General features: G+C 72.1%; 23 protein-coding genes and 1 tRNA gene. 9 read left to right on the top strand and 15 right to left on the bottom strand.

The features are described 5' to 3' along the window. Nucleotides 1-44: 44 nt before the first annotated feature. Nucleotides 45-1,301, top strand: coding sequence for a glycosyltransferase family 39 protein (locus AFL01nite_RS10670; protein WP_146827664.1), 1,257 nt, complete (start codon nucleotides 45-47; stop codon nucleotides 1,299-1,301). Between the two features lie 132 nt (nucleotides 1,302-1,433). Then, on the top strand, nucleotides 1,434-2,582 hold the full coding sequence (locus AFL01nite_RS10665; RefSeq protein ID WP_222593493.1) for a glycosyltransferase: 1,149 nt from the start codon (nucleotides 1,434-1,436) through the stop codon (nucleotides 2,580-2,582). Nucleotides 2,583-2,596: 14 nt separating this feature from the next. Here the strand turns inward: AFL01nite_RS10665 and AFL01nite_RS10660 are convergent, their stop codons facing one another. The 6 genes from AFL01nite_RS10660 to metG form a co-directional block, all read right to left on the bottom strand. Next, nucleotides 2,597-4,375: an ABC-F family ATP-binding cassette domain-containing protein gene (locus tag AFL01nite_RS10660; protein WP_146827663.1), complete on the bottom strand. Its 1,779-nt coding sequence runs from the start codon at nucleotides 4,373-4,375 to the stop codon at nucleotides 2,597-2,599. Beyond that, nucleotides 4,375-5,274, bottom strand: a complete 900-nt coding sequence (locus AFL01nite_RS10655; RefSeq protein ID WP_246119681.1) for a 4-(cytidine 5'-diphospho)-2-C-methyl-D-erythritol kinase — start codon at nucleotides 5,272-5,274, stop codon at nucleotides 4,375-4,377. Before AFL01nite_RS10655 ends, AFL01nite_RS10660 begins: the two co-directional genes overlap by 1 nt. 28 nt (nucleotides 5,275-5,302) lie before the next feature. After that, nucleotides 5,303-6,199, bottom strand: a complete 897-nt coding sequence (rsmA, locus tag AFL01nite_RS10650) for a 16S rRNA (adenine(1518)-N(6)/adenine(1519)-N(6))-dimethyltransferase RsmA (protein WP_246119683.1) — start codon at nucleotides 6,197-6,199, stop codon at nucleotides 5,303-5,305. Further along, nucleotides 6,166-7,242 (bottom strand): resuscitation-promoting factor, encoded by a 1,077-nt coding sequence (locus AFL01nite_RS10645; RefSeq protein WP_146827662.1) that lies wholly within the window; start codon nucleotides 7,240-7,242, stop codon nucleotides 6,166-6,168. The genes rsmA and AFL01nite_RS10645 overlap by 34 nt, the downstream gene beginning before the upstream one ends. A 118-nt stretch (nucleotides 7,243-7,360) precedes the next feature. Beyond that, nucleotides 7,361-8,218, bottom strand: a complete 858-nt coding sequence (locus tag AFL01nite_RS10640) for a TatD family hydrolase (RefSeq protein WP_146827661.1) — start codon at nucleotides 8,216-8,218, stop codon at nucleotides 7,361-7,363. Nucleotides 8,219-8,221: 3 nt separating this feature from the next. After that, nucleotides 8,222-9,802 carry a methionine--tRNA ligase gene (metG, locus tag AFL01nite_RS10635; protein ID WP_146827660.1) on the bottom strand — a complete coding sequence of 527 codons (1,581 nt, stop codon included), beginning with the start codon at nucleotides 9,800-9,802 and terminating at the stop codon, nucleotides 8,222-8,224. Between the two features lie 145 nt (nucleotides 9,803-9,947). On the opposite strand from metG, the gene AFL01nite_RS10630 reads away from it, so the two are divergent. Continuing rightward, nucleotides 9,948-10,565 (top strand): hypothetical protein, encoded by a 618-nt coding sequence (locus AFL01nite_RS10630; protein WP_146827659.1) that lies wholly within the window; start codon nucleotides 9,948-9,950, stop codon nucleotides 10,563-10,565. Beyond that, nucleotides 10,562-12,541 (top strand): YhgE/Pip domain-containing protein, encoded by a 1,980-nt coding sequence (locus AFL01nite_RS10625; protein WP_146827658.1) that lies wholly within the window; start codon nucleotides 10,562-10,564, stop codon nucleotides 12,539-12,541. The genes AFL01nite_RS10630 and AFL01nite_RS10625 overlap by 4 nt, the downstream gene beginning before the upstream one ends. Nucleotides 12,542-12,547: 6 nt before the next feature. On the opposite strand, the gene fgd is transcribed toward AFL01nite_RS10625, so the two are convergent. Together fgd and rsmI are read right to left on the bottom strand one after the other, a co-directional pair. Next, nucleotides 12,548-13,570 carry a glucose-6-phosphate dehydrogenase (coenzyme-F420) gene (fgd, locus tag AFL01nite_RS10620; RefSeq protein ID WP_146827657.1) on the bottom strand — a complete coding sequence of 341 codons (1,023 nt, stop codon included), beginning with the start codon at nucleotides 13,568-13,570 and terminating at the stop codon, nucleotides 12,548-12,550. Further along, nucleotides 13,567-14,409: a 16S rRNA (cytidine(1402)-2'-O)-methyltransferase gene (rsmI, locus tag AFL01nite_RS10615; RefSeq protein WP_146827656.1), complete on the bottom strand. Its 843-nt coding sequence runs from the start codon at nucleotides 14,407-14,409 to the stop codon at nucleotides 13,567-13,569. The genes fgd and rsmI overlap by 4 nt, the downstream gene beginning before the upstream one ends. 102 nt (nucleotides 14,410-14,511) lie before the next feature. Here rsmI and AFL01nite_RS10610 point away from each other — a divergent pair, with 102 nt between their 5' ends. The 4 genes from AFL01nite_RS10610 to AFL01nite_RS10595 are packed head-to-tail and all read left to right on the top strand — an operon-like array spanning nucleotide 14,512 to nucleotide 18,711. Continuing rightward, nucleotides 14,512-16,026, top strand: a complete 1,515-nt coding sequence (locus AFL01nite_RS10610) for a dolichyl-phosphate-mannose--protein mannosyltransferase (RefSeq protein WP_146827655.1) — start codon at nucleotides 14,512-14,514, stop codon at nucleotides 16,024-16,026. 52 nt (nucleotides 16,027-16,078) lie between these two features. Further along, entirely contained in the window at nucleotides 16,079-16,669 is a 591-nt protein-coding gene (locus tag AFL01nite_RS10605) for an RNA polymerase sigma factor (RefSeq protein WP_146827654.1), read from the top strand. Next, entirely contained in the window at nucleotides 16,662-17,627 is a 966-nt protein-coding gene (locus AFL01nite_RS10600; RefSeq protein ID WP_186813909.1) for a DUF4349 domain-containing protein, read from the top strand. Before AFL01nite_RS10605 ends, AFL01nite_RS10600 begins: the two co-directional genes overlap by 8 nt. A 43-nt stretch (nucleotides 17,628-17,670) precedes the next feature. Continuing rightward, nucleotides 17,671-18,711: an LLM class F420-dependent oxidoreductase gene (locus AFL01nite_RS10595; RefSeq protein ID WP_146827652.1), complete on the top strand. Its 1,041-nt coding sequence runs from the start codon at nucleotides 17,671-17,673 to the stop codon at nucleotides 18,709-18,711. 3 nt (nucleotides 18,712-18,714) lie between these two features. Here the strand turns inward: AFL01nite_RS10595 and AFL01nite_RS10590 are convergent, their stop codons facing one another. The 7 genes from AFL01nite_RS10590 to AFL01nite_RS10560 form a co-directional block, all read right to left on the bottom strand. Beyond that, a complete protein-coding gene (locus tag AFL01nite_RS10590) occupies nucleotides 18,715-19,071 on the bottom strand; it encodes a fluoride efflux transporter FluC (RefSeq protein ID WP_146827651.1) in 357 nt (118 codons plus the stop codon). After that, entirely contained in the window at nucleotides 19,068-19,490 is a 423-nt protein-coding gene (locus tag AFL01nite_RS10585; protein WP_146827650.1) for a fluoride efflux transporter FluC, read from the bottom strand. Before AFL01nite_RS10585 ends, AFL01nite_RS10590 begins: the two co-directional genes overlap by 4 nt. A 60-nt stretch (nucleotides 19,491-19,550) precedes the next feature. Beyond that, a tRNA-Ala gene (locus AFL01nite_RS10580) sits at nucleotides 19,551-19,626 on the bottom strand. 66 nt (nucleotides 19,627-19,692) lie between these two features. Next, nucleotides 19,693-20,694 carry a divisome protein SepX/GlpR gene (gene sepX / locus AFL01nite_RS10575; protein ID WP_146827649.1) on the bottom strand — a complete coding sequence of 334 codons (1,002 nt, stop codon included), beginning with the start codon at nucleotides 20,692-20,694 and terminating at the stop codon, nucleotides 19,693-19,695. 85 nt (nucleotides 20,695-20,779) lie between these two features. Beyond that, the gene (locus AFL01nite_RS10570; protein WP_146827648.1) at nucleotides 20,780-21,382 is read right to left on the bottom strand and encodes a GNAT family N-acetyltransferase; all 603 of its coding nucleotides are present in this window, start codon (nucleotides 21,380-21,382) and stop codon (nucleotides 20,780-20,782) included. Continuing rightward, nucleotides 21,382-22,656 carry a molybdopterin molybdotransferase MoeA gene (locus AFL01nite_RS10565; protein ID WP_146827647.1) on the bottom strand — a complete coding sequence of 425 codons (1,275 nt, stop codon included), beginning with the start codon at nucleotides 22,654-22,656 and terminating at the stop codon, nucleotides 21,382-21,384. The genes AFL01nite_RS10570 and AFL01nite_RS10565 overlap by 1 nt, the downstream gene beginning before the upstream one ends. A 27-nt stretch (nucleotides 22,657-22,683) precedes the next feature. After that, complete coding sequence (locus AFL01nite_RS10560; RefSeq protein ID WP_146827646.1) at nucleotides 22,684-24,060, bottom strand: UTP--glucose-1-phosphate uridylyltransferase; 1,377 nt, start codon at nucleotides 24,058-24,060, stop codon at nucleotides 22,684-22,686. An 18-nt stretch (nucleotides 24,061-24,078) separates the two neighbouring features. Here AFL01nite_RS10560 and AFL01nite_RS10555 point away from each other — a divergent pair, with 18 nt between their 5' ends. Further along, entirely contained in the window at nucleotides 24,079-24,669 is a 591-nt protein-coding gene (locus tag AFL01nite_RS10555) for a 5-formyltetrahydrofolate cyclo-ligase (protein ID WP_146827645.1), read from the top strand. The last annotated feature ends 47 nt before the right edge of the window (nucleotides 24,670-24,716 follow it).

Here is a 24,716-nt window from a genome sequence, read left to right as displayed (position 1 = left end):
CGACCCTCGCGGACACGCTCCGCCACGTCGACGCCGTCCACGCCGTGTACTACGCGCTGGTCAAGCCGTTCGCCGATGTCTTCGGACCCTCGCCGGTGGTCCTTCGCCTCCCCTCCGCCGTGGCGGCCGGGGTCGTGACCACAGCGACCGTCATGCTCGCCTGGACCCTCGCCGGTCGGAGAACCGCGTGGCTGGCCGGCGTCCTGATCGCCACGATGCCCGTGGTGCTCGGAGGGGCGACCGAGGCGCGCTCACCGATGTTGGTGGCAGCAGTGGTCACCCTCGCCAGTGGCTTCCTGGTGATCGGGATGCGTCGCGGGGGCTGGTGGTGGCTGGCCTACGGTGTGGCCCTGACGGCGATCGCCGCCCTGTCCCTGGTCGCCCTGACCATCATCGCGGCGCATGCGCTCACCATCGCTTGGTCCAGGTCCTCGCGGACGGTCTGGACCAGGTGGGTGGGCGTCGTCGCGCTGGTCGTGGCCCTGGTCGCTCCCTTGGTGGTCATCGGCGCGGGACAGTCCGCACAGATCTCGTGGATCCCCCCGCTGACACCCGTGCGGTTCGTCGGCACGTTCGCCGCCGCAGCCTGGTTCGATGAGGCGATCATCGTCGGCGCCCTCACCTGGATGGCGATCCTGGCCGGACTGGTGCCGTTGAGATCACTCGTGGAGCAGCCGCCGTTGGTGCTCCTGGCCCTGCCGTGGCTCATCGTCCCCGGAGTGTGCCTGGCACTCGTGTCCTGGATCGCCACGCCGGTCTTCGCTCCCCGGTACCTCGCATTCTGTGCACCGGCGGCGGCGATGCTGGCCGCGACGGGCCTGGTGCGTCTCCCGCGGGCCGCACGAATCCTGCTGTTGGGAGCGATCGTGGTCTCATGCGGCTTCGTCGCGGTGGAGCAACGAGGCCGGTTCGCGCAGGAGTCCTCGGACTGGAAGGCCGCGGCATCGCGACTCGAGTCCTCCGCGACCGAAGGTGACGCGGTCGTGTTCGTTCCGGACGGCGGCGAACCGCGCAGCCCGCGGCGCGCGCTCGAGGCCTATCCGAGCGAGTTCGAGCGCCTGAGGGACGTGGGGATCGTCAGTTCGGCCCAGGAGTCCGACGCCATGTGGGGCCGGGGCGCGGACCTGAGCACATCGGCGGACGAACTCCGCGCGTCGGGTCGGTCCTGGGCTCTCGTGGCCCGGGGACGTGTCAATTCGGTCGACCGTGCCAACGAACTGTTCGCCCGGGAGGGCCTACGAGCGACCCTCGCGTGGTCCGGGCCCTCGACGTTCCTGTTTCGCCTGACTCCGCTCGAATAGACGATGCGAGGACGGGGATTCATGCACGCGCTCGGATGATCTGGCATAGCCTCGAACCCGGATATCCGCTGCACTGACAAGCGTTTTGTGGCCTGAGCGCCCTCCGTGGTGGAGGAGAGAGAAGAGGCGATCGTGACGGGTGTGAGTGTGATCGTGCCGGTCTTCAACGAGGCACCCAACGTCGCTGAGCTCGTTCGACGCGTGAGCGCATCGCTCGGGAGCCTGGAAGCCGAGATCGTCTTCGTCGACGACAGCACGGATGAGACTCCCGACGTGATTCGCGCGGTCGCTGCGACCAGCGAGCTGCCGGTGCGACTCATCCACCGTGACCCCGACGAGGCCAGGGGCGGTCTCGGCGGTGCGGTGGTCGAGGGCATCCGCGCGGCGGCCCACGACCGGTGCGTCGTCATGGACGGCGACCTGCAGCATCCGCCGGAGAAGATCCCCGAGCTGTTGGCGAAGGCGGACCGGACCGACGGCGCCGTGGTGGTCGCCTCCCGCTACGTGGGCGACGGCACCAACGACGGCCTGTCCGGGTTCGTCCGCGTCCTGGTCTCACGCGCCTCGACCCTCGTCACGAAGGCGATGTTCCCGGTCCGGCTCAGAGCCGTGACCGATCCGATGACCGGGTTCTTCCTGGTGTCCCGTGACCGGGTCGACTTCGCCGGACTCCAGCCGCGTGGCTTCAAGATCCTCCTCGAGATCCTCGCGCGACAGAGCCTCTCCGTCTCGGAGATCCCCTTCCACTTCGCCGAACGCTTCGCCGGCGAGTCGAAGGCGTCCTTGACGCAGGGCATCCGATTCCTGCTCCAGCTCGCGAGTCTCCGGTTCGGCCGCATGTCCGGGTTCGCCATGATCGGTGCGCTCGGTGCCGTCGCCAACATCGCCATCGTCTGGCTGTTGACGATGCTCGGCCTCGGCTACGTCGCCGCGGCGGTGGTTGCCGCGGAAGTGACGATCGTGGGGAACTTCCTGCTCATCGAGCACTTCGTCTTCGCCGATCTCCGGCGGAACGCGGGCTCCGGGTGGGCGCGATTCGCCAAGTCGTTCGGCTTCAACAACGTCGAGGCGGCGATCAGGATCCCCGTGCTGGCCTTCATGGTCGAGACCTGGCACGTCTCCGCCGTGGTCGCCACGGCCATGACCCTGCTCGTCGCGTTCGTCGTCCGGTTCGTCTTCCACTCGCTCGTGGTCTATGCGCCGACGACCGAGTCGGACGGGGCCCTGCCTCACGTGCTGGACGAGCTCGATCAACAGCTGAGGCAACCCGGAGAGCTCTGAGGACCGGACCCCACTCAGCCCTCGAGGGCGGCCGAGACCTCGAGCCAGGCCTCCTCGGCGCGCTCGAGCTCCTCGACGAGCGGGCCGCGCTCGCGCTCCAGCTCCATCAGCCGGGCGGGCTCGGTCGACGCCTCGACCATGGCCCGCTCGAGGTCGGCGATCTGGGCCGTGAGCCGCTCGATCTGGCGCTCCAGCCGGACGACGTCCTTCTTCGCCTGGCGCTCGGCCTGTCCTCCCCGCTGAGTTGCACGTTGCGCCTCGTTCGCACGGCGTGTCTCGGGCGGAACGTGCAACTCAGCGGGTTGGGCGGCCCGCAGGCGCAGGTACTCGTCGACGCCGCCGGGCAGGTGCCGCAGGCGCGAGTCGAGCACCGCGAACTGGTGGTCGGTGACGCGCTCGAGCAGGTACCGGTCGTGCGACACGACCAGCAACGTGCCGGGCCACGTGTCGAGGAGGTCCTCGATCGCTGCAAGCATGTCGGTGTCCATGTCGTTCGTCGGCTCGTCGAGGATCAGCACGTTCGGCTCGTCGAGCAGGATCAGGATGAGCTGCAGCCGGCGTCGCTGGCCACCGGACAGGTCGCGCACCGGCGTCGACAGCTGGGCGGACGTGAAGCCCAGCCGCTCCAGCAGCTGGCCCGGGGTCATCTCCTTGCCCTCGACCACGTACGACGCGCGCCGGCGCGCCACGACGTCGCTGACGCGGTCGTCCGCCACGGCGTCGAGGTCGGCCAGGTCCTGCGTCAGAGCGGCGATCTTGACGGTCTTGCCGCGCTTCACGCGGCCCGACGACGCCGTCACCGCGCCGGTCACGAGGCCCAGCAGCGTGCTCTTGCCCGCGCCGTTGGCGCCCAGGATCCCGGCGCGCTCACCCGGTCCGATGCGCCACTCGACGTCGCGCAGGACGGGACGCCCGTCGTACTCGACCGAGACGTCCAGCAGGTCGACGACGTCCTTGCCCAGCCGCGCGGTGGCGAGCTTGGCCAGGGAGACCGAGTCGCGCACGGGCGGCTCGCGCTCGATCAGCTCGTTGGCGGCATCGATGCGGAACTTCGGCTTGGAGGTGCGGGCCGGGGCGCCGCGCCGCAGCCACGCAAGCTCCTTGCGCATGAGGTTCTGGCGCCGCTCCTCGGACGCGGCCGCCTGCCGGTCGCGCTCGACGCGCTGCAGGACGTAGGCCGCGTAGCCGCCCTCGTAGGCGTCGACGCGGGCGTCGTGCACCTCCCACGTCAGCGTGCAGACCTCGTCGAGGAACCAGCGGTCGTGCGTGACGACCATGAGGGCCTCGCTGCGGCGCTTGACGTGCTCGGCCAGCCACGTGACGCCCTCGAGGTCGAGGTGGTTGGTCGGCTCGTCCAGCACCAGCAGGTCCCAGCGCTTGACCAGCGTGCGGGCCAGGGCCACGCGGCGGCGCTGGCCACCGCTGAGCGTGCTGACCGCGGCATGGTGGTCGAGGTCGCCCATCAGCCCGCCGAGGACGTCACGGACGGCCGGGTCGGACATCCACTCGTGCTCGGGGCGGTCGCCGACGACGGCGGCGATCGCGCTGTCGCCGGAGTCCAGCGAGTCCGACTGCTCGACGATGCCGACCTGGAGGTCGCGCCGCCAGGTCACGCGGCCGGAGTCGGGCTCGAACGTCTTGGACAGGATCCGCAGCAGCGTGGACTTGCCGTCGCCGTTGCGGCCGACGACGCCGATGCGGTCGCCCTCGGAGACTCCCACGGTGACGTCCTCCAGGACCGTGCCGGAGGGGAAGGACTGGCCGATGCGCTCGGCGACGACGAGGGGCGGCATCAGACGAGCCGGGCCCCGGACACCGGGCCGCGGGACTGGATGACGTCGGCCGCGGCGGCGGCGCTGGTCAGCGCCATCGCGAGGTCGAGGGCGTGCTGTTCGGAGGCGGCCAGGAAGACCGTCGTCGGCCCGGAGCCGGACACGATCGCGCCCAGGGCGCCGGCCTGCAGGCCGACCTCGAGCGTGTCGGCGAGCTCGGGGCGCAGGGACAGCGAGGCCTCGGTGAGGTCGTTGGACAGCGCCTGGCCGAGCGCGTGGGCGTCGCCGGCCCGCAGGGCGTTCAGCAGGGCGTCGGGCACCTCGGGTTCGGCGGGCGCATCGGGGTGGAGCCGGTCGAACTCGGCGTAGACCGCCGCGGTCGAGAGTCCCTCGGTCGCCGTGGCGAACACCCAGTGGTAGCCGCCGCGCGCCAGAACCGGGCTGACGGTCTCGCCGCGGCCGCCGCCGATGGCGTTGCCGCCGTGCAGCAGGAAGGGGACGTCACTGCCCAGCTCGGCGGCGAGCGGCTCGAGATCGGCGCGGGACAGCCCGCCGCCCCACAGCTCGTTGCAGCCGACCAGCGCGGCGGCCGCGTCGGCGGACCCGCCGGCCATGCCGCCGGCGACGGGGATGACCTTGCGGATCGCGATGTCGGCGCCGAGGCCGGGATCGCCCAGCCGCTCGCGCAACAGGCGGGCCGCGCGCACCGCGAGGTTGTCGTCGCCCTCGGGCACGGTCGACCCCTCGGGCAGCTCGACCTCGGTGTGCATGGCGACCGTCAGCTCGCCGTCCTCGCGCGAGGAGATGCGGAGCTCGTCGTGCAGGTCGACCGCCTGGTAGACCGTGGCGAGCGGATGGAACCCGTCCGGGCGCACGCGTCCGACGCCCAAGCACAGGTTGATCTTGGCCGGAACGCTCACGGTCACCCTCGACACCACGTGCCCCAACCTAACGGGAGCGCGGCGGCAGGTGCTCGGCGACGGCCGCGAACTGCTCCACCGTCAGCTGCTCGCCGCGGGTGCGCGGGTCGATGCCGGCGGCGACGAGGGCCTCCTCGGCCGCCGTGCCACTGCCGGCGTAGCCCGACAGCGCGGCCCGGAGCGTCTTGCGGCGCTGGGCGAAGGCGGCGTCGACGACGGCGAAGACGGTTCTGCGGTCGCCGGGCAGCGGCTCGTGGCGGGTCATGGCGACCAGCGCGGAGTCCACGTTGGGAGCCGGCCAGAACACGTTGCGGCCGATGTTGCCGGCCAGGCGCACGTCGGCGTACCAGGCGGCTTTGACGCTCGGGATGCCGTAGGTGCGCGAGCCCGGACCGGCGGCCAGCCGGTGCGCCACCTCGGCCTGCACCATCACCAGGACGGTGCGCAGCGAGGGGAACGTCTCCAGGAAGTGCAGCAGCACCGGCACGGAGACGTTGTACGGCAGGTTGGCCACGAGCGCCGTCGGCGCGGGGCCGGGCAGCTCACGGACCCGCATCGCGTCGGCGTGCACGAGGTCGAACCGGTCCTGCGCGCCGGGCGCGAACTCCTCGATCGTGGCCGGCAGCCGGCTGGCGAGGGCGTCGTCGATCTCGACGGCGGTCACGTGGCGCGCCCTGTCGAGCAGCGCGAGGGTCAGCGAGCCCAGGCCCGGACCGATCTCGACGACGACGTCGTCCGGGCCCACACCGGAGGCCTCGACGATGCGACGCACCGTGTTGCCGTCGATGACGAAGTTCTGGCCCTTCTGCTTCGTGGGCCGGACGCCCGCCTCCTCGGCGAGCCGACGGATGTCGGCCGCGCCCAGGAGGCGGATCTCACCGCCGGACGTGCTCAGTGGACGCCGACCTTGGCGGCACAGGACCACTGGCCCCACCCGGAGCGCGCCTGCAGGATCTTGGCGTACTTGATCTGGGTGGCCTTGCTGTGCTGGTGCGGGAGCCCGGGGCCGCCGACGCTGTGCCACGTGGCGGCGGAGAACTGCAGGCCGCCGTAGTAGCCGTTGCCGGTGTTGATGCTCCAGTTGCCACCGGACTCGCACTTGGCGATGCGGTCCCAGACGCCACCGTCGACCGAGTCGTCGGAGCCGGTGTCGGGCTTCTTGGTGCCGCGCTTCTTCACCTCGGCGATCGGCGGACGGACCGAGCTGCGCGAGATCACGCGCCGCTCACGGACCTTGCCGTCGGCGAGGACGAGCTGGACCTTGGCCCGGTCGAGCCCGTCGCGGCCCTCCTTGACGACCTTGGTGTCGCCGGCGAGCAGCGACGCGTCGTTGGTGTACGTGACGGTGTGGTCGACTGGGATCTTCTCGGTGCGGGTGACCTTCTCGATCCGCACGACGCGCAGCGCCTGGCGCGGCTTGAGGTAGGCGCCCAGGCCCGGCTTGACCTCGTCGAGGCGCCCGATCTCGACGCCGCGCTGGGCGAGCAGCGCCTGCATCGTGGGCGCGGAGGTGGTGAGCCGCTGCTTCTTGCCGTCGACCTTCAAGGTGACGGGCTTGGGGTTGCTGACGACGACGCTGTTGCCGTCGAGGCCCAGGCGCTCGTCGGGAGCCATCGAGAACGCGGCGCCCTCCTTCGGGGTGACGCCGAGCGTCTTCAGCGCGCCGGCGACGTCGACGTCGTGGACGGTCTTCTGGCTGATCTTCCCGTCGACGACGAGGGTGACGGCCTTGGCGCGACGGACCTTGACCACGTCGCCGTCGTCGAGCTCGGTGACGGGAGCCGGGCTCACCTTGTCGGTGGCCGCGAGGTCGACGTTCTTCTCCCGGAGGAGCTCGCTGACGGTCTCGCTCTCGGTGCGGACCTCGGTGACGACGCCGTCGACGTCGAAGCGCACGAGGTCGTCATAGGTCGAGGCGTGGACGACACCGCCGACCGCGACGGCCAGTCCGAGGGCCAGCAGACCCATCGTGACGGTGTTCCGGGGGGTGACTTCAGGCAACAAACGGGGCACAAACTACCTCAAGGGTGGGAGACACAACCTTTCCACCATGCGTGTTGGTGGCGGTTATTTCAAATCCTGTGACTCAGGAGACACTAGCGAAACGCTCGGGCCAGTGTCCTCCGAACGCCCGATCGGTGTTCGCGTCGATGGCCCGGCAGAGCCCCGCGAGGTCGGTGTCGAGCACCTCCGCCATGAACCGCACCGTGTGCGGGACGAGGAACGACGCGTTCGGCTCGCCCCGGTGCGGCATGGGCGTGAGGAACGGCGCGTCGGTCTCGACGAGGATCCGGTCGCGCGGCGCGATCCGCAGGGCGTCGCGCAGGTACTCGGCGTTCTTGAAGGTGACCGTCCCCGCGAACGAGAGGTGGGCGCCCCGGTCGAGGCACCGGCGGGCGAAGTCGGCGTCGCCGCTGAAGCAGTGCATGACGACGCGGTCCGGCACGCCCACCTCGTCGAGGATCGCGAGCACGTCGTCGTGCGCGTCCCGGTCGTGGATGACGAGGGTGCGGTCGTGCCGCTTCGCGATCTCGATGTGGGCGCGGAAGCTGTGCTGCTGCTGCGGGCGCCCCTCGGGCCCGGTGCGGAAGTAGTCGAGGCCCGTCTCGCCGACGGCACGCACGACCGGGTCGGCCGCGAGCCGGTCGATCTCGGCCAGGTCGGCCTCGAGCGTCTCGCTGCGCGCCGCGTCATTGGGGTGCATCGCCACCGCGGCGACCACGCTCGGCTGCTGCCGGGCGACCTCGACCGCCCACCGCGAGCCCTCCAGGTCACACCCGACCTGCACCGTGCGCGTGACGCCGACGGCCGCGGCGCGGTCGAGGGCCTCGTCGACGGGGATCATCACTCCGCCGCGGATCGGCGTGTCGAGGTGGCAGTGGTTGTCGACGACCGGGCTCGGCAGCGGCTCGGGCGCGTCGGGCCAGCCCTCGGTGAAGCCCACGGCTCAGGCCTCGGCGAGGTCGATGCGCGGGAAGAGTGACGGCACCTTCGTGACCGTGGCGCCCGGCTGCAGCCGGCCCCACGTGGCGACCTCGTCGATGCGCTGATCGGCCAGCGCCCCCAGCGCGGGCTCGGCGCCGAGCGACTCCCACAGCGAGACCGTGGCCTTCGGCAGCACCGGGTGCAGCGTGACCGCAAGGACCCGCAGGCCCTCCGCCGCGGTGTTGAGGATCGTGCCGAGCCGTTCGCGCTGCGCCTCGTCCTTCGCGACGGCCCACGGCTGTGTCTCGGTGATGTAGAGGTTCAGCGCGTCGACGATGCGCCAGATCGCGGCCACCGCGTCCTGCGGCGCGATGCGCTCCATCGCCTCGTCGGCCTCGGCCACCGCGGCGGCGACCGTGTCGACGATGTGCTGCTCGGCGTCGCCGAGCGGGCCCGCGGCGGGCAGCTCGCCGTCGAAGTACTTGCCGATCATCGCGGCCACGCGCGACGCCAGGTTGCCGAAGCCGTTGGCCAGCTCGGCGTGGTACCGCGCGCCGATGTCCTCCCACGAGATCGAGCCGTCGCTGCCGAACGTCAGCGCGCGCGTGAAGTAGTAGCGGTAGGCGTCCGAGCCGAAGGTGGCGACGATCTCGTTGGGGTGGATGCCGTTGGCCTTGCTCTTGCTCATCTTCTGGCCGCCGACCAGCAGCCAGCCGTGGGCGAAGACGCGGTGCGGCACGGGCAGGCCCGCGGCCATCAGCAGCGCCGGCCAGATGACGGCGTGGAACCGCACGATGTCCTTGCCCACGAAGTGGACGTTCGCGGGCCACAGGTCGGCGAAGCGCTCGTCGTCGACGCCGTAGCCGGCCGCCGTGACGTAGTTCAGCAGCGCCTCGATCCAGACGTACATGACGTGCGAGTCGTCCCACGGCAGCGGGATGCCCCAGTCGAACGTCGAGCGCGAGATCGACAGGTCCTTCAGGCCGCCACGGACGAACGCGAGCACCTCGTTGCGCGCCGACTCGGGCTGCACGAACTCGGGATGCTCCTCGTAGAGGGCGAGCAGCCGGTCGGCGTACTTGCTCAGCGGGAAGAAGTAGTTCTCCTCGGTGACGTGCTCCAGGCGGCTGCCGTCGAGCGTCGAGACTTTGAAGCCCTCGTCCTCGCCCTCGCCGTCGGCCACGTACTCGTCGGCGACGAACTCCTCGGACCCGACGCTGTACCAGCCCGAGAACTCGCCCCGGTAGACCTCGCCGCGGTCGTGGAGGTCCTGCCAGAACGCCTGGGCGCCCTTCTCGTGGCGGGCCTCGGTGGTGCGGATGAAGTCGTCGTTGGCCGCGTCGATCGTGCGCAGCATCGGCAGCCACTCGCTCTCGACGAGGCGGTCGACCCACTCCTGCGGCGAGACGCCGTTGGCCTCGGCCTTGCGCAGCACCTTCTGGCCGTGCTCGTCCACGCCGGTGAGGTACTGGACCCGCTCGCCGCGCTGGCGGTGCCACCGCGTGATGACGTCGCCGATCGTGGTCGTGTAGCCGTGACCGATGTGGGGCGCGTCGTTGACGTAGTAGATCGGCGTCGTGGCGTAGAAGGTGGGTTCGGGCACGAGTCCGAGTCTAGTGATCGCGCCGACGGGGTCCGGACCGCCCGGCGCGCGTAACGGGAATCACCCGCCTCGCCCTTGGGGCAACCGCGGGTGACGCTGGAGACTGGAAGGTCGGGCCACCTCCCCGGCCCCGGGAGCGAGAATCATGAGAATCGAAGCGATCGCCACCTCGGTGGACGGCCCGCACTCCGCGGTGCTGGAGCCGACGTCGGCCACCATCGAGTCCGGAGGGGTGACCGTCGTCGACGGCCCGCCCGGCACCGGCCACACCGCGTTCAGCCTGCTGCTCGGCGGGCGGCTGGTGCCGTCCTCGGGACGGGTGCTCATCGACGGCGAGGTCGACGGGCCGCGGTTGCGCGACGAGGTGGCGCTCGTGGACGTTCCCGACGTCTCCGAGCCCGACGACGTCGTCTCACTGGCCACCACGATGGGCGAGGAGCTGGCGATGGCGCGCCGGCCCGCGGGTCGACGCGACGTCCGCGACTGGCTCGAGGAGCGCGGCGCGCAGGAGTGGCGGCGCACCCGCGTGGAGGACGTCCCACCCGACGTGCGGCTCGCGCTGCTGGCCGACGTCGCCGCCCGGCGGCCCGGTGTCACGGCTCTCGTCCTGTGCTGCCCCGACCGGTACGGCGCCGATCCCCACGCGGCGCTCGGCGTGGCGCACGAGCTGGCCGACCGCGGCCTCGCGGTGTGCCTGCAGCTGACCACCAACTCGCTGCGGAACGTCAGGACCTCGCACGCGACCCTCGGAGGTGCCCGGTGACCGCGCTGAGGCTCGCCCTGAGCGAGCTGCGCCGTCTCACCGCCGGCAGGATGCCGCGCTTGGCCGTGCTCGCGATCGTGCTGATCCCGACCATGTACGCCTCCCTCTACCTGTGGGCCAACCACGACCCGTACGGGAAGCTCGCCTCCGTACAGGCGGCGCTCGTCGTCGAGGACGTGCCCGCCGACAGCGCCCAGAGCGGCACCGTGCACGCCGGGCGGGACGTGGCCCGCGACCTCGTCGAGGACGGCTCGTTCGACTGGCAGGAGGTCGGGTCCGACGAGGCCGCGGCCGGGGTCGAGGACGGCACCTACCTGTTCGCCCTCACGATCCCCCGCGGCTTCTCCACCGCCCTCGCGTCGACGGCGGACTTCGACCCGGCGCAGGGCACGCTGATCCTCACGACCAACGAGGCCAACAACTACCTCTCCTCGACCATCGCCGAGCAGGTGCTGACGAAGGTCAGCTCCTCCATCGCCGAGAACGTCAGCGAGCGGGCCGCCTCCTCCTTCCTGCTCGGCTTCTCGACGCTGCACGACCAGCTGAAGGAGGCCGGCGAGGGCGCCGAGACGCTCGCCGACGGCCTCGTCGATGCGCACGACGGTGCCCAGCGGCTCAGCGCGGGCGCCACCGAGCTCTCCGCGGGCGAGGCCCGGTTGGTGGAGGGCCAGCACGCCCTCGGCGCGGGCCTGGACGACGCCGCGACCGGAGCCGGCACGCTGGCCTCCGGGGCCGACACGCTGTCCGACGGCGCCGGCGAGCTCGCCTCGGGTGCCCGGCAGGTCGCCGACGGCAACGCCGAGCTGGCCACCGTCGCCGACCGCATCGCCGAGGCGTCGGCCCGCGCCAACGGCGATCTCGACACGGCACGCGCCGACATCGCCGAGCGGTTGGCCGCCTCCGGCCTGGACCCGGCCGAGCAGGAGGCGATCCTCGCCTCGCTCGACGACCTGCGCCAGCCCCTGGACGACCTGGACGAGCGGGTGCAGACCACCACCGGCCAGATCGACGAGCTGGCCGACGGGGCGGACCGCGTTGCTTCAGGTGCGGGCGAGCTCCGCGCTGGAGCCACCCGGCTCTCCGACGGCGCCGGGACGCTGCGTGACGGCCTGCAGACCGCGCGCGACGGCAACGCCGAGCTGCTCGCGGGACAGACCGACGCGCGGGACGGCGCCGCCCAGCTGGCCGACGGTGCGGGCACCCTCGCCTCCGGGCTCGAGAGCGCCCGCGACGGCTCCCGCGAGCTGGCCGACGGGCTCGCCGACGGCGTGCGGTCGATCCCCGACCTCTCCGAGCAGCGCCGCGACGAGACGGCGCGCACGATCGCCTCGCCCATCCGGACCGAGGACGTCGCCCAGGCCTCCGCCGACAGCTACGGCGCCGGGCTGGCGCCGTTCTTCCTCGCGATCGGCGCGTGGGTGGGCGGCTACGTCATGTTCCTGCTGGTCCGCCCGTTGTCGAACCGCGCGATCGCGGCGCGGCAGTCGCCGTGGCGCACCGCGCTGGGTGGCTGGCTCACGCCTGCCGCACTCGCTGCGGCACAGGTGCTGATCATGCTCGCCGTGGTGATGTCGGTCGTCGGCATCGACGTCCTGCGCGCGACGCAGGTGGCGTTCTTCCTCTTGCTCGTGGGAGCGGCCTTCGTGGCGATCGTGCACGCCCTGAACGCCTGGCTCGGTCCCGTCGGACAGCTGCTCGGGCTCGTGCTGCTCGTGCTCCAGCTGGCCAGTGCGGGGGGAACGTTCCCGTGGCAGACCCTGCCGCCCACGCTGCAGTCGATCCACCACGTCCTGCCGATGACCTACGCGATCGACGGGATTCGGCACCTGATGTACGGGGCGAACCTCGACTCACTGCCGCGCGACATCGCGGTGCTGGCCGCCTACGTCGTGGGAGGCGTCGCGATCTCCGCGGGTGCCGCCTACCGCCGCCGGATCTGGCGCGTCTCGCAGATCAAGCCCGAGATCGCGCTCTGACCCGGCTCAGCGGTCGCGCAGGCGCGGGGCCAGGTCGCGCTCGAACACCTCGAGGAAGCGCTGCTGGTCGTGCCCGGGCGCGTGGAAGACCAGGTGGTTGAAGCCCCAGTCGACGTACTGCCCGATCATCGCGGCCACCTCGTCGGGATCGGAGCCGACGATCCAGCGCTTCGCGATCTGCTCGATCGGCAGGGCGTCGGCGGCCTCCTCCATCTGCACCGGGTCGGTGATGGAGTGCTTCTGCTCGGGCGTCAGCGACAGCGGCGACCAGAACCGCGTGTTCTCCAGCGCGGCGTCGTGGTCGGTGTCGTACGACAGCTTGATCTCGATCATCCGGTCGGCCGCGTCGGGATCGCGGTCGGCCTTCTCGGCGCCCTCGCGGAACGCCGGCAGGAGCTTCTCGGTGTAGAGCTCGGGTCCCTTGCCCGACGTGCAGATCGAGCCGTCGCCCACGCGCCCGGCGTACCGCGCCACCATGGGTCCGCCGGCGGCGACGTAGACGGGGATCGGCTGGTCGGGACGGTCGTAGATCGAGGCGTCGTGGGTGGAGTAGTACTCGCCTTCGAACGAGACGCGCTCGTTCGCCCAGAGCTCGCGCATCAGGCGCACGGACTCGCGCAACCGGGCGAACCGCTCCTTGAACTCGGGCCAGTCCTGCTCGCCCGCGCCGCGGAACCCGGTGGCGATCTCGTTGAGCGCCTCGCCGGTGCCGACGCCCAGCACGATGCGCCCCGGGTAGAGGCAGCCCATCGTCGCGAACGCCTGCGCGATGACGGCCGGGTTGTAGCGGAACGTCGGCGTCATGACCGAGGTGCCGATCACGACCGACTCGGTCCGCTCGCCCACCGCCGCCATCCAGGCCAGCGAGAACGGCGCGTGGCCGCCGGTGTGGCGCCACGGCTGGAAGTGGTCGCTCGTCCAGACCGACTCCATGCCGTGCGCCTCCGCGGACACGGCGTACTCCACGAGGTCGCGCGGGCCGAACTGCTCGGCGGACGCCTTGTACCCCAGCTTCAGCGGCTGACTCATGAGGACTCCTTCGGTGCGTGGGCGGCCGCGTACACGACCTTGCGGGAGATTCCGGTGCGTCGCGCGACGTCGGCGATCGCGTCCTTGCGACTCAGGCCCTCGGCGGTGGTCTCCTCGACCAGCGCGGCGAGGTCGGCCTCGGCCAGGTCGGCCGGCTCCTGCGGCTCGGCGCCCGAGACGACGATCGTGATCTCGCCGCGCACCCGCTCGCCGTCACCGGCCCACGCGGCCAGCTCGGACAGGGGCCCGCGCACGACCTCCTCGTGGGTCTTGGTCAGCTCGCGGCACACGGCGGCCCGGCGGTCGGCCCCGAAGGCCTCGGCCATCGACTCCAGGGTGGCGGCCGTGCGATGCGGCGACTCGAAGAACACCAGGGTGCGCGGGTCCGCGGCGAGCGAGGCGAAGGTGCGGGCGCGCTCACCGGCCTTGCGGGGCGGGAACCCCTCGAAGCAGAACCGGTCGACCGGCAGGCCCGAGACCGCCAGTGCCGTCAGCACGGCCGACGGGCCCGGGATCGCCGTGAGCGGGAGGTCCTCGGCCACGGCGGCGGCCACGATGCGGTAGCCCGGGTCGGACACGCTGGGCATCCCCGCGTCGGTCACCAGGACCACCGTGCGGCCGGCCCGCAGCTCGTCCATCAGCTCAACGGTGCGCTGCACCTCGTTGCCCTCGAAGTACGACACCACGCGGGCGGTCACCTCGACCCCCAGGTCGCCGGCGAGGCGCCGGAAGCGACGCGTGTCCTCGGCCGCCACGACGTCGGCCCCGGCCAGCGCGGCGGCGAGGCGGCCCGACGCGTCGGCCACCGTCCCGATGGGCGTCGCGGCGAGGATCAGCACCCCTCGATCCTGCCACGGCCCCGGGTGTCGCGAGCGGGGCCGATGTAACTCGGAGTTCACGGAACCTCCCGCTGAGGGCCGAGTCTGGCTAGGGTGTGGCGGGTGACTCTGCTGGACAAGATCAGCCTGCGCGCCTGGGGATGGATCGGGCCGATCGCCGTGGCGTTGCTGGCGTTCGTCCTGAGACTCTGGAAGGTCGGCAGCCCCAACTCGCTCACGTTCGACGAGACGTACTACGCCAAGGACGCGTGGGGACTGATCCACGGCGGCTACGCCCGCGACGGTGTGGACGGCGCCAACGAGCGGATCATCAAGGGCGAGACCGACGTCTTCACCCAGGACCCGACCTGGATCGTCCACCCCGACGGCGGCAAGTGGCTGATCGCCGCCGGCGAGGGGCTCTTCGGTCTCAATCCGCTGGGCTGGCGCTTCCCGGCCGTCGTGGTCGGCTCGCTCATGGTCCTCGTCCTGGCCCGCCTGGTCCTGCGCCTCACCGGCTCGCTCGCGCTGGGCTGCCTGGCCGGACTGCTGCTGACCCTCGACGGCCTGCACTTCACGATGTCGCGCATCGCCCTGCTCGACATCTACCTGGCGTTCTGGGTGCTCTGCGCCGTCGCCTGCCTCGCCGCCGACCGCGACTGGCTCGGCGAGCGGCTCGCCGTCGACGACCGGTACCGCGCGTGGCGGCCGTGGCAGCTCGCCGCCGGCGCCTGCTTCGGCATGGCCGTGGCCACGAAGTGGAGCGGTCTCTACGTGCTGGCCGCGTTCGGCGTCACCGTCGTGATCTGGGAGGTCTGGGCGCGCGGCCGCATCACCTCCCCCCGCGAGGCGATCACCCGCGTCCTGCGGGTCGGCCTGCCGGCGTTCGGCTGGCTCGTCGGCGTCGCGCTCGTTGTCTACCTGCTCACCTGGACCGGCTGGCTCCTCAACCACGACGTGTTCGAGGCCCGCTTCGGCCACGGCTACGGCGACGAGCCCGTGTGGGGCAGCGTCAGCGATCCCACCGGCGGTCCGCTCGGCGGGGTGATCGACGCCTTCCGGTCCCTGTGGGGCTTCCACCAGATGACCTACGCGTTCCACACCGGCGAGTACCTGGCCTCCAAGTCGCACCCGTACGAGAGCAACGCGTTCGGCTGGCTGATCCAGTGGCGCCCCACGAACGTCTCCTCGAACTTCGACATGGCCGCCGACGTGTGCGGGGCTCGCGAGGGCTCCAAGTGCGTCCGGCAGGTCCTCACCCTCGGCAACCCCGCCCTGTGGTGGGTCGGCACGATCGGCCTCATCACCGCGCTCGTGGCCTGGATCCGCAACCCCACCTGGCGCTGGAGCCTGCCCCTCGTGGGCGTCCTCGCCACGTGGGCCCCGTGGTGGATCACCTCGGGACGCCCGATCTTCACCTTCTACGCCGTCGCGATCGTGCCCTTCATGATCATCGCGCTGTGCCTGGTGCTGGCGGCGATCCGCCGTCGCATCCCCGACCGCTTCTGGTGGTGGGGGGTCTCGGCCTTCGTCGGCATCGTCATCGCCGCGTTCTGGTACTGGTACCCGCTCCTGTCCAACCGGATCATCACGCACGACCAGTGGCACGAACGCATCTGGTGGGACCGCTGGATCTGAGACGATCGGCTCATCCGCGACATGAATGGTCGTGGAGGCGAGGATCGAGACGATGGCCCACCCGGCCGAGCGTGCGCCGACCGACGACCCGGTCGACGACGCCGGCCTGCTCGCGCGGGCCCGTCGGGGCGACACGGTGGCGTTCGCCGCGCTGTTCGACCGGCACGTCAGCGCGGTCTACTGGCGGGCCCACCAGGTCGTCGGCGACCCCGACGAGGCCGAGGACGTCACGCAGGACACGTTCGTCACCGCGTGGCGGCGCCTGGACGACATCACCATCGTCGACCGCTCCGTCCTGCCCTGGCTCATGGTCACGGCCCGCTTCACGGCGCTGAACGCCGGACGCAGGCGAGCCCGCCGGCGCGCGGTGTCGCTGGAGCACGAGCCGGTCGACACCGGACCGAGCCCGACCGACCGGGCGGACGCCGCCGCCGTCGCCGCGGCGATCGAGGCGGCCGTCGCGCGGCTCTCCCCCGTCGACCGGCGCCTCTTCGACCTGTGCGTCGACGGTGACCGCACCTACGAGCAGGCGGCCGCCGAGCTGGGCGTGACCCACGGGGCCGTCCGCAACCGCGTCTCGCGACTGCGGACCCGGCTGCGCGGCGACCTGCGTGAGGAGGGAGTTCGAGATGACCATGACTGAGCCTGCCGAGGTGGCACCCGAACGGGTCGCGCGCATGCGCGCGAACGTCCTCGACGAGGTCGAGTCGGCCGAGCGAACTGCAACGCACCGCCGCCGCCGGATGCGGACGGCCCTCGTGGGCGCGGCCGCCGCCGCCGTCGTCGCGATCGCCGGCATCGGCGTGGGCGTCGGTCTCGACAGGACCACGAGCGGGTCCGACTCGATCAGCGCCGCCGACGAGGATGCCCGGGCCGAGCCGGACGCCGCGGGGAGCCGAGCGCAGGTCGACGCGGAGAGCCAGGTCGAGGACGCACCACTGGCCACCACGGTCGTCACGACGGGCTCGCTGTCCGCGCGGGTCGACGACGTCGAAGCCGCCGTCGAAGCCCTCCACGCCTTCGCGGTGGCCCGCGACGGCCGCATCGACGGCGAGACGGTCGAGCAGGGCACCAGCCCCTACGCCGACCTGACGGTCCGGGTCCCGGCGATCGCCGTCCCGGCCCTGCGCGCCGAGCTCGACGACCTCGGCGAGGTCGGGACGGTCAGCATCGAACGCGTCGACGAGGCCGCACGCGTGGCCGACGTCCAGGCCCGCATCGACTCGCTCGAGGCGTCCATCGCGCGGCTGCGCTCGATCATCGCGGAGTCGGCGACCACCCGGGACTTGCTCGACGCCGAGGCCCAGCTGACCCGCCGCCAGTCCGACCTCGAGGCCCTCCAGGCCCAGCGCCGGGTGCTCCGCGACCGGACCTCGCTCGCGACCGTGCACGTCTCGCTGTACTCCGAGGACTCGGTGCGAGCGGTCGAGCCCGACGGCTTCACCGGCGGACTGACCCGCGGGTGGAACGCCCTGGTCGACGCGACGAACGCCGTCGTGGAGGCGGCCGGCTTCCTGGTCCCGTGGCTGCTGCCGATCGGGCTCGTCGGTGCGGTCGTGGTGGCCGTCCGTCGTCGCCGGCGCACCGATGTGACACGGTGATCCAGAGCACGGGCGAAGGGCGCCCGGACGACGGAGGTGCACGATGAAGCTCGGACTCAGCCTCGGCTACTGGGGCAAGGGACAGCCGCCGGGACAGGCCGACCAGCTCGCGCTGGCGGAGGAGCTCGGCTACGACTCGGTCTGGACGGCCGAGGCCTACGGGTCCGACGCCCTCACCCCCTTGGCGTGGCTCGGCGCCTCGACGTCGCGCATCAAGCTGGGCACCGGCATCGTGCAGATGTCGGCCCGCACACCCACCGCCACCGCGATGGCCGCGATGACCCTCGACCACCTGTCCGGCGGCCGCATGATGCTTGGCCTGGGCGTCTCCGGGCCGCAGGTCGTCGAGGGCTGGTACGGCCAGCCGTACCCCCGTCCCCTGGCCCGCACGCGCGAGTACTTCGACGTCCTGCGCCAGACGATCGCCCGCGAGCGCGTCGAGCACGACGGCGCCCAGATCCAGATTCCCTACGTCGACCGGTACGGCATGAAGTCGACGGGTCTGGGCAAGGCGCTGCGCTCCACGCTGCATCCCGTGCGCGAGCAGATCCCGCTGCTGCTGGCCGCCGAAGGTCCGAAGAACATCGCGCTCTCGGCCGAGATCGCCGACGGCTGGATCCCGTTCTTCTACTCCCCCTACGACGCCACCTTCGCGCACGACGCCCTCGAGGCCGGCTTCGCGCAGCGCGCTCCCGAGCGGCTCCCCCGCGAGCAGTTCGAGATCGCGTGCCCCGTGCAGGTCATCGTCAGCGACGACCTCGAGGCGGCGGCCGACTTCATCCGCCCGTTCATCGCGCTGTACGTGGGCGGCATGGGCGCGAAGGGCGCCAACTTCCACTTCGACGCCGTGGCGCGGTTGGGCTACGAGGAGGCCTGCACGAAGATCCAGGACCTCTACCTCGAGGGACGCAAGGACGAGGCCACCGCCGCCGTCCCGCTCGACCTCGTGGAGAAGATCGCGCTGATCGGCCCGAAGGAGAAGATCCGCGACGACCTCGCCGCGTGGCACGAGTCCGTCGTCACGACGCTGATGGTCGGCGGCGACGCCACCACGCTGCGGATGATGGCCGAGCTGGTGCTCTGAGGCTCAGCCGAGCCACAGCCCCAGCGCCGCCGCGGCGAGGCCGAGCAGCAGCATCGTCGCGGCGTGCGCGACGGCGGTCCGCAGAGCCCGCGGACCGGCCAGCCGCGCCAGCTCGACGGCTTCGACGCTGGCGGACGAGAAGGTCGTGTAGCCGCCGAGCAGCCCGATGCCGACGACTCGCGCCACGTCGCCTCCGCCCGTCGTGCGGGCGACGACCAGCCCCAGCAGGAACGAGCCGGTGACGTTGACGACCAGCGTGCCCAGCGGGACGCTCGTCCGCACCGAGCGCGAGACCAGACCGTCGACGACGAGGCGCAGCACCGCGCCCACCCCTCCGGCGAGCGCCACGAGCGCGATCACGGTCGTGCCTCGCGTGCGAACCGGCCGCCCAGCAGCATCCCCAGGGCCGCCGCCAGGACGCCGAGGACGACACTGACCAGCGCGTAGGCCACGCCGAGACCGGTGGCGCCGTCGCGCAGGAGGCCGTCGACCTCGACGATGAAGGTGCTGTAGGTGGTGAACCCGCCGAGGACGCCCGTCCCGAGAGCCAGCCGCAGCCGGCGACGCGTGCCCTCGTCCCCCACCCCAGCCAGCACGAGGACCAGCAGGCCCAGCAGGAACGAGCCCAGGACGTTGATGGCGAACGTCGACCACGGCCACGCGCCGGAGGCCGCCGGGGACGCCTGCTCGAGCGCGGCACGGACCCCGGTCCCGGCGGCTCCACCGAGCAGCACGAGCGCGAGCAGGCCCGGCTGCGTCCACGGCGGCGGCTGGTGCATCGGTCTCCCTCGATCGAGCCGGACATGCGAAGAGCCCCCGGGATCCCGGGGGCTCTTCACTGGTGGAGCATAGGAGATTCGAACTCCTGACCTCTTCGATGCGAACGAAGCGCGCTACCAACTGCGCCAATGCCCCAAGGCCGTGGTCCAGCCTAGCAAAACCGTCCGCCGCTTCCCATGCGCGGGGTCGGTGCGGCGTCGGTCAGTGACCGACGGCGCGCTGCTCGGTGCCGGTGTCGCGGTCGTCGTCGGCCAGGCCGGGCAGCTCGGTCTGCTCGCCCTCGACGTGACCCGAGGTCCAGGCGCCGGGCTGGCCGAACTCGATCGTGCGCACCGTGCGGCCCGCGCGCGGCTTGCTGACGTACGTCGGGACGGTGATGGGCAGCGGGTCCCAGAGGGGCTCGCCGGAGGTGGCCGAGACGCTCGGCACCGCGATCTGCAGCTGCTCGTCGAGGGCGTCGGAGCCCAGCGGCGCGTCCAGCTCCATGACGTTGCGACGGTTCGGGTCGAAATCCTCGACCTGGTCGGAGACGACGACGGTCATCTCCTCGTCGCCGGCCGTGCCTCGCGTACTGGCCGCGGCGGTGCGGTCGGTGACGCGACCGGAGGCCCAGCCGAACGCGCGCACGGTGGCGGCCGGAACGGCACGCAGCCCGCGCGAGACGGCGCTGGTGGCGGCGCCGGTGCGCTCGCGGGCGATCCCGCGCTCCTGGCGCACCATGACGCGGCACAGGACCAGCCAGGCGACGATGAGGCCGACGCCGATGGCGGGGGTCCACACCGCGACGACCTTGGCGATCGTCAGGCCGGTGAGCACCGCCAGTACGCCGACCAGCGTCAGCAGCACGTTGCGACGGCGACGGGCGGCGATCCTGGCGGCATCGCGCGAGAGGCGCGGACGCTGCGTGTCGACCGCCGGAGAAGTCCGGTCGACACGAGGGGAAGTCTTGTCTTCGGCGGCCGGAGCGGTCGGCTCGGCGACCTGCTGCACGGCGACCTGCTGCACGGGGGCCTGCTTCACGACGGGGCGCTCCTCCGCGGCGACGCTGGCGCGGCGCGGCTCGACGACGCGACGGGTGGGTCCGTCGTGGTCCAGGGACGAGTTCTTGCCCGCCTCGTCGTACCGACGCAGGACGAGCGGGACGAAGTACGCCGCCCACAGTGCGACGACGAACGCGACGATCAATCCGCTGGAACCCTCCACGCTTGAAACCGTAGGTCCAGCCGGGCGTGATCCGTGGGAGCGACTCGGGTGTGTCGCACCAGAGTTCACCACCGTCCCGTCCGACTCAGGACGTGGGGCGGCTCCGGTGCACCCGGCTCAGCACTCCCTCGGGCACGTCTTCGCGCAGCAATTGGAAGACGCGATGATCGCGCCAGTCGCCGGCGATGTGCAGGTAGCGCGGCGCCAGGCCGAACTCGGTGAAGCCCAGCTTCTCGACGACGCGCAGGCTCGCGGCGTTCTCCGGGCGGATCGAGATCTCAATGCGGTGCAGCCCGACCCGCGTGAACAGGTGGTCGCACACGAGCGCGACCGCCGTCGGGGTGACGCCGCGGCCGGCGTGGCTGCGGGCGACCCAGTAGCCGATGCTGGCCCACAGCGCCGATCCCCGCGTGATGCCGCTGACCGTCACCTGGCCCACCATGTCGCCCGCCCACGTGACGGCGAACGGCATCGCCTGGCCGTCGCGGGCCCGGCGGCGCAAGGTGGCGATCGTGGCGCCGTACGACTCGGGAGCGAGTCCTTCGCCCCGCGGCATGGTGGCCTCCCACGGGCCGAGCCACTCGGCGTTCTCACTGCGCAGGCGCGCCCACGTGGTGGCGTCGCGACGCACCAGCGGGCGCACCCCTACCAGGCCGTCCGAGAGGGTCGCCGGCCACCCGCGCGCCATCAGAAGTTGCGGTCCAGCACGAGCGTGCGGACGGTGTCGCCGAGATTGAGTGCGCTCTCGTCCTCGCCCACCACGATCAGCGCGTTCGCCTTGGCGAGCGCCCCCACGAGGTGCGGCCCGGTGTGCGGCAGCGGCGTGACCTTGGCGCCGCGGTGCGTCACCTCGAAGAACGCCGGGCGGTACTCGCGCAGGCCGGTGTCGGACGTGAGGTCCTCGGCGAGGACGGCGTGCACCTGCGGACGTCGGTAGGGCGTGCGGCCGAGCATCCGGCGGATCGCGGGCACGACGAAGACCTCGAAGCCGACGTACGCCGAGACGGGATCGCCGGGAAGGGTGATGACCGGTGTCTGCTCGTCGAAGACGCGGCCGAAGCCGTGTGTGCGGCCGGGCGCGATCGCGATGTCGGAGAAGGTGACCTCGCCGACCTCGAGCAGCGTCTGCTTCACCAGGGCCCGCTCGTCGCCGGTGATGCCGCCGGTGGTGACCACCAGGTCGGCACGGACCAGCTGGTCGGACAGCACGCGCTTGAAGTGGGCGGGGTCGTCGTCGACCACGCCGACCCGGTAGGCGATGGCGCCCAGGTCGCGGACGGCCGCGGCGAGCATCGAGGAGTTGGCGTCGAAGACGGAGTCAGCGTCGAGGTGCGCACCGGGCTCGCGCAGCTCGCGGCCGGTCGACATGATCACCACGCGCGGGCGGGGGCGAGCCTTGACGCGGTCGCGGCCGATCGCGGCCAGCAACCCGATCTCACGCGGGCCGAGGACGGCTCCCTCGGGCAGCGCCACGCCGCCGCGGGACAGGTCGCCGGCGGCGTGCCGCACGTTGGCGCCGGCCAGCACCGCGCGGCCGATGCCGACCTTGGTGCGGCCCCCGTCGGTGGAGTCGGCCGGGACGACGGCGTCGGCGCCACGCGGCAGCGGCGCGCCGGCCATGATCCGCACGCACGAGCCGCCGCTGATGGCGAACGGCTTGCCCAGGCCGGGGACGATCTCGGCCACGACCGGCAGCTCGACCGGCTCGCCGGGGCGCGCGCCCACGACGTCGGTGGCGTTCAGGGCGTACCCGTCGACGGCGGCCGACGAGAAGCGCGGCAGGTCGTCGTTCGCGACGACGTCCTCATGCAGGGTCAGGCCGAGGGACTCCACGACCGGCTGGTCGTAGGCCGCGAGCGGTCCGACGCCGCGCAGGATGGTCTCGAGATGGTCTTCGACGGTCAGTCGACCGGGCGCCACGCTGACGGGACGCGTCCGCGGGGGCAGTGCTCCTGACGACATGCGTGCCAGCCTAACCGGCGATCCGCCTCAGATCCCGGACAGCACCGTTCCGGAGGCCACGTGGCGCGGCCGGCCCTCGTCCTCGAGCACCACGTCGCCGCGCACGATGACGCTCTCGCCGAAGCTCCAGTCGCCGCGGACCGTGAGCGAGGACGCGTAGACGAGGGACACCGGGAACTGCACGCGGCGGTCGAATTCGCCGATCGCGCCGAAGAAGCGCTTGTCCAGCTCGACGGACGGGACGTCGTCGACGCGGGCGCGCAGCTGGTAGTCGGGGCCGACGTCGTACACGTCCGAGCGCAGCAGCATCAGGTCGTCGGTGGTCTTGACCGGCAGGAAGCGGGCGCGGTCGACCTCGATCGCCGTCGCCCCCTCGAAGACCGAGATCGCCGCGCCCATCGCGGACTCGATCTGGATGCAGTCCGGGCTGGAGGAGTCGGTGGGGTCGACCTTCTTCTGGTTGCGGATCAGCGGCAGGTCGAGGACGCCCTCGGCCTTGTCGAGCTCGGCACGCAGGGCGTGCAGGTCGAACCACAGGTTGTTGGTGTGGAAGTAGCGGTGCACCGTCAGGTCGGCGGCGGCCTTCCGGTCCTCCGGGGCGATCTGCGCCGTCTCGCGCAGGATCAGGCGACCGTCCGAGCGCCGCACGACCAGGTGGCCGCCCTTGACGTCGGCGGGCGTGCGGCGGCAGACCTCGGCCGCGTAGGGGGCGCCCGTCTCGGCGAACCACGCCATCATCGCCGGGTCGGGCACGGCGCCGAGGTTGTCGGCGTTCGAGATCGACGCGTACCGGTAGCCGGCCTCGATCAGCTGGTCGAGCACGCCCGAGGCGTCGAGCGCCGTGTACAGGTCGGCGTGACCCGGCGGGCACCACTCGAGCGACGGGTCGGCCGGCCACTCGACGGGCTCGAGGGTGTCGGCCCGCAGACGCGGCTCGCGGTTCTGCAGGAAGTCCAGCGGCAGGTCGCCGACGGCGAGCTTCGGGTACCGAGCCAGCGCGGCGAGCGTGTCGTCGCGGGTGCGGAAGCTGTTCATGAACAGCAGCGGCAGGTCGACCCCGAGCGTCTGCCGCACGTGGGTGACCTGGTCGACGATGAGGTCCAGGAAGCTGAGGCGGTGCTTGATCGGCAGCAGCGACTTGGCCTGCTGCATGCCCATCGTGGTGCCCAGGCCGCCGTTGAGCTTGATGACGACCGTCTCGGCGGCCGCGCGGCGCAGCGTGTCCTCGTCGTAGTCCAGGCTCGCGATGCTCGCGACGTCCGTGAGCGGCTCGACCTCGGCCTCGGGGATCAGGCCCGAGGCACCTCCCTCGAGCTGGTGGTAGAACGCCGTGAAGACGTCGATCGCCTGCTCGGGCAGTCCGTCCGAGCGCATCTTGTCCTGTGCGTCTGCCAGTGCTTTCATCGGCCCTAGGCTAGCGCCATGTCGGCGAGCACGGCGGTCGAGAAGGTCAACCTGCGCGAGGCGCTGCTCACGCGACGGCGCGCGCGGACGCCGGCGGAGCGGGAGTCCGCCGCCGAGGCCATCGCCCTGCACGCGGCGGCGCTGCCGGCCCTGGCACGGGCCACCCGGGTCGCGGCGTACCTGTCGCTGCCGAGCGAGCCCGGCACTGGTCCGTTGCTGGCGTGGCTCGCGGGGCGGGACGTGCCGGTCCTCGTGCCGGTCGGCCGCGCGGACCGCTCGATGGACTGGGTCGAGCACACGGCCGGCGCCGTCGAGTCCGGTCCGCTCGGCGTGCCCGAGCCGTCGGGTCGGCCGCTGGGCCCCGGGGCGCTCGCGACGTGCGGCATCGCCCTCGTGCCGGCCCTGGCCGTCGACCACGCCGGCAACCGTCTCGGTCGCGGCGCCGGCTACTACGACCGCGCCCTGGCCGACTTCCCCGGCGTCGTCTGCGCCCTCGTGCACGACGACGAGCTGCTCCCCCACGTCCCCCACGAACCGCACGACCGCCCCGTCGACCTGGTCCTCACGCCGGCCGGAGTCTTCCGTCCCTCGCGGGACCGAGATGTGTAGCGTTTCCCACCGCCTTTCCCCGTTCTCGGGGCGAAACGGGTGGGAAA

The sequence above is a fragment of the Aeromicrobium flavum genome, from assembly GCF_007992115.1.
GTDB classification, from domain to species: Bacteria; Actinomycetota; Actinomycetes; order Propionibacteriales; family Nocardioidaceae; genus Aeromicrobium; species Aeromicrobium flavum.
The sequence above is the reverse complement of the archived record's forward strand: the minus strand, read 5'-3'. Positions and strand labels throughout refer to the sequence as shown.

Coding starts and splice junctions, on each gene's coding strand:
- AFL01nite_RS10660 (WP_146827663.1), bottom strand. CDS start 4,375: ATGCCGCCCCTCGTCGTCGCCGAGCGCATCGGCCAGTCCTTCCCCTCC.
- AFL01nite_RS10645 (WP_146827662.1), bottom strand. CDS start 7,242: ATGGGTCTGCTGGCCCTCGGACTGGCCGTCGCGGTCGGCGGTGTCGTC.
- AFL01nite_RS10630 (WP_146827659.1), top strand. CDS start 9,948: ATGAGAATCGAAGCGATCGCCACCTCGGTGGACGGCCCGCACTCCGCG.
- fgd (WP_146827657.1), bottom strand. CDS start 13,570: ATGAGTCAGCCGCTGAAGCTGGGGTACAAGGCGTCCGCCGAGCAGTTC.
- AFL01nite_RS10605 (WP_146827654.1), top strand. CDS start 16,079: ATGGCCCACCCGGCCGAGCGTGCGCCGACCGACGACCCGGTCGACGAC.
- AFL01nite_RS10600 (WP_186813909.1), top strand. CDS start 16,662: ATGACTGAGCCTGCCGAGGTGGCACCCGAACGGGTCGCGCGCATGCGC.
- AFL01nite_RS10595 (WP_146827652.1), top strand. CDS start 17,671: ATGAAGCTCGGACTCAGCCTCGGCTACTGGGGCAAGGGACAGCCGCCG.
- AFL01nite_RS10585 (WP_146827650.1), bottom strand. CDS start 19,490: ATGCACCAGCCGCCGCCGTGGACGCAGCCGGGCCTGCTCGCGCTCGTG.
- AFL01nite_RS10570 (WP_146827648.1), bottom strand. CDS start 21,382: ATGGCGCGCGGGTGGCCGGCGACCCTCTCGGACGGCCTGGTAGGGGTG.
- AFL01nite_RS10565 (WP_146827647.1), bottom strand. CDS start 22,656: ATGTCGTCAGGAGCACTGCCCCCGCGGACGCGTCCCGTCAGCGTGGCG.
- AFL01nite_RS10560 (WP_146827646.1), bottom strand. CDS start 24,060: ATGAAAGCACTGGCAGACGCACAGGACAAGATGCGCTCGGACGGACTG.
- AFL01nite_RS10555 (WP_146827645.1), top strand. CDS start 24,079: ATGTCGGCGAGCACGGCGGTCGAGAAGGTCAACCTGCGCGAGGCGCTG.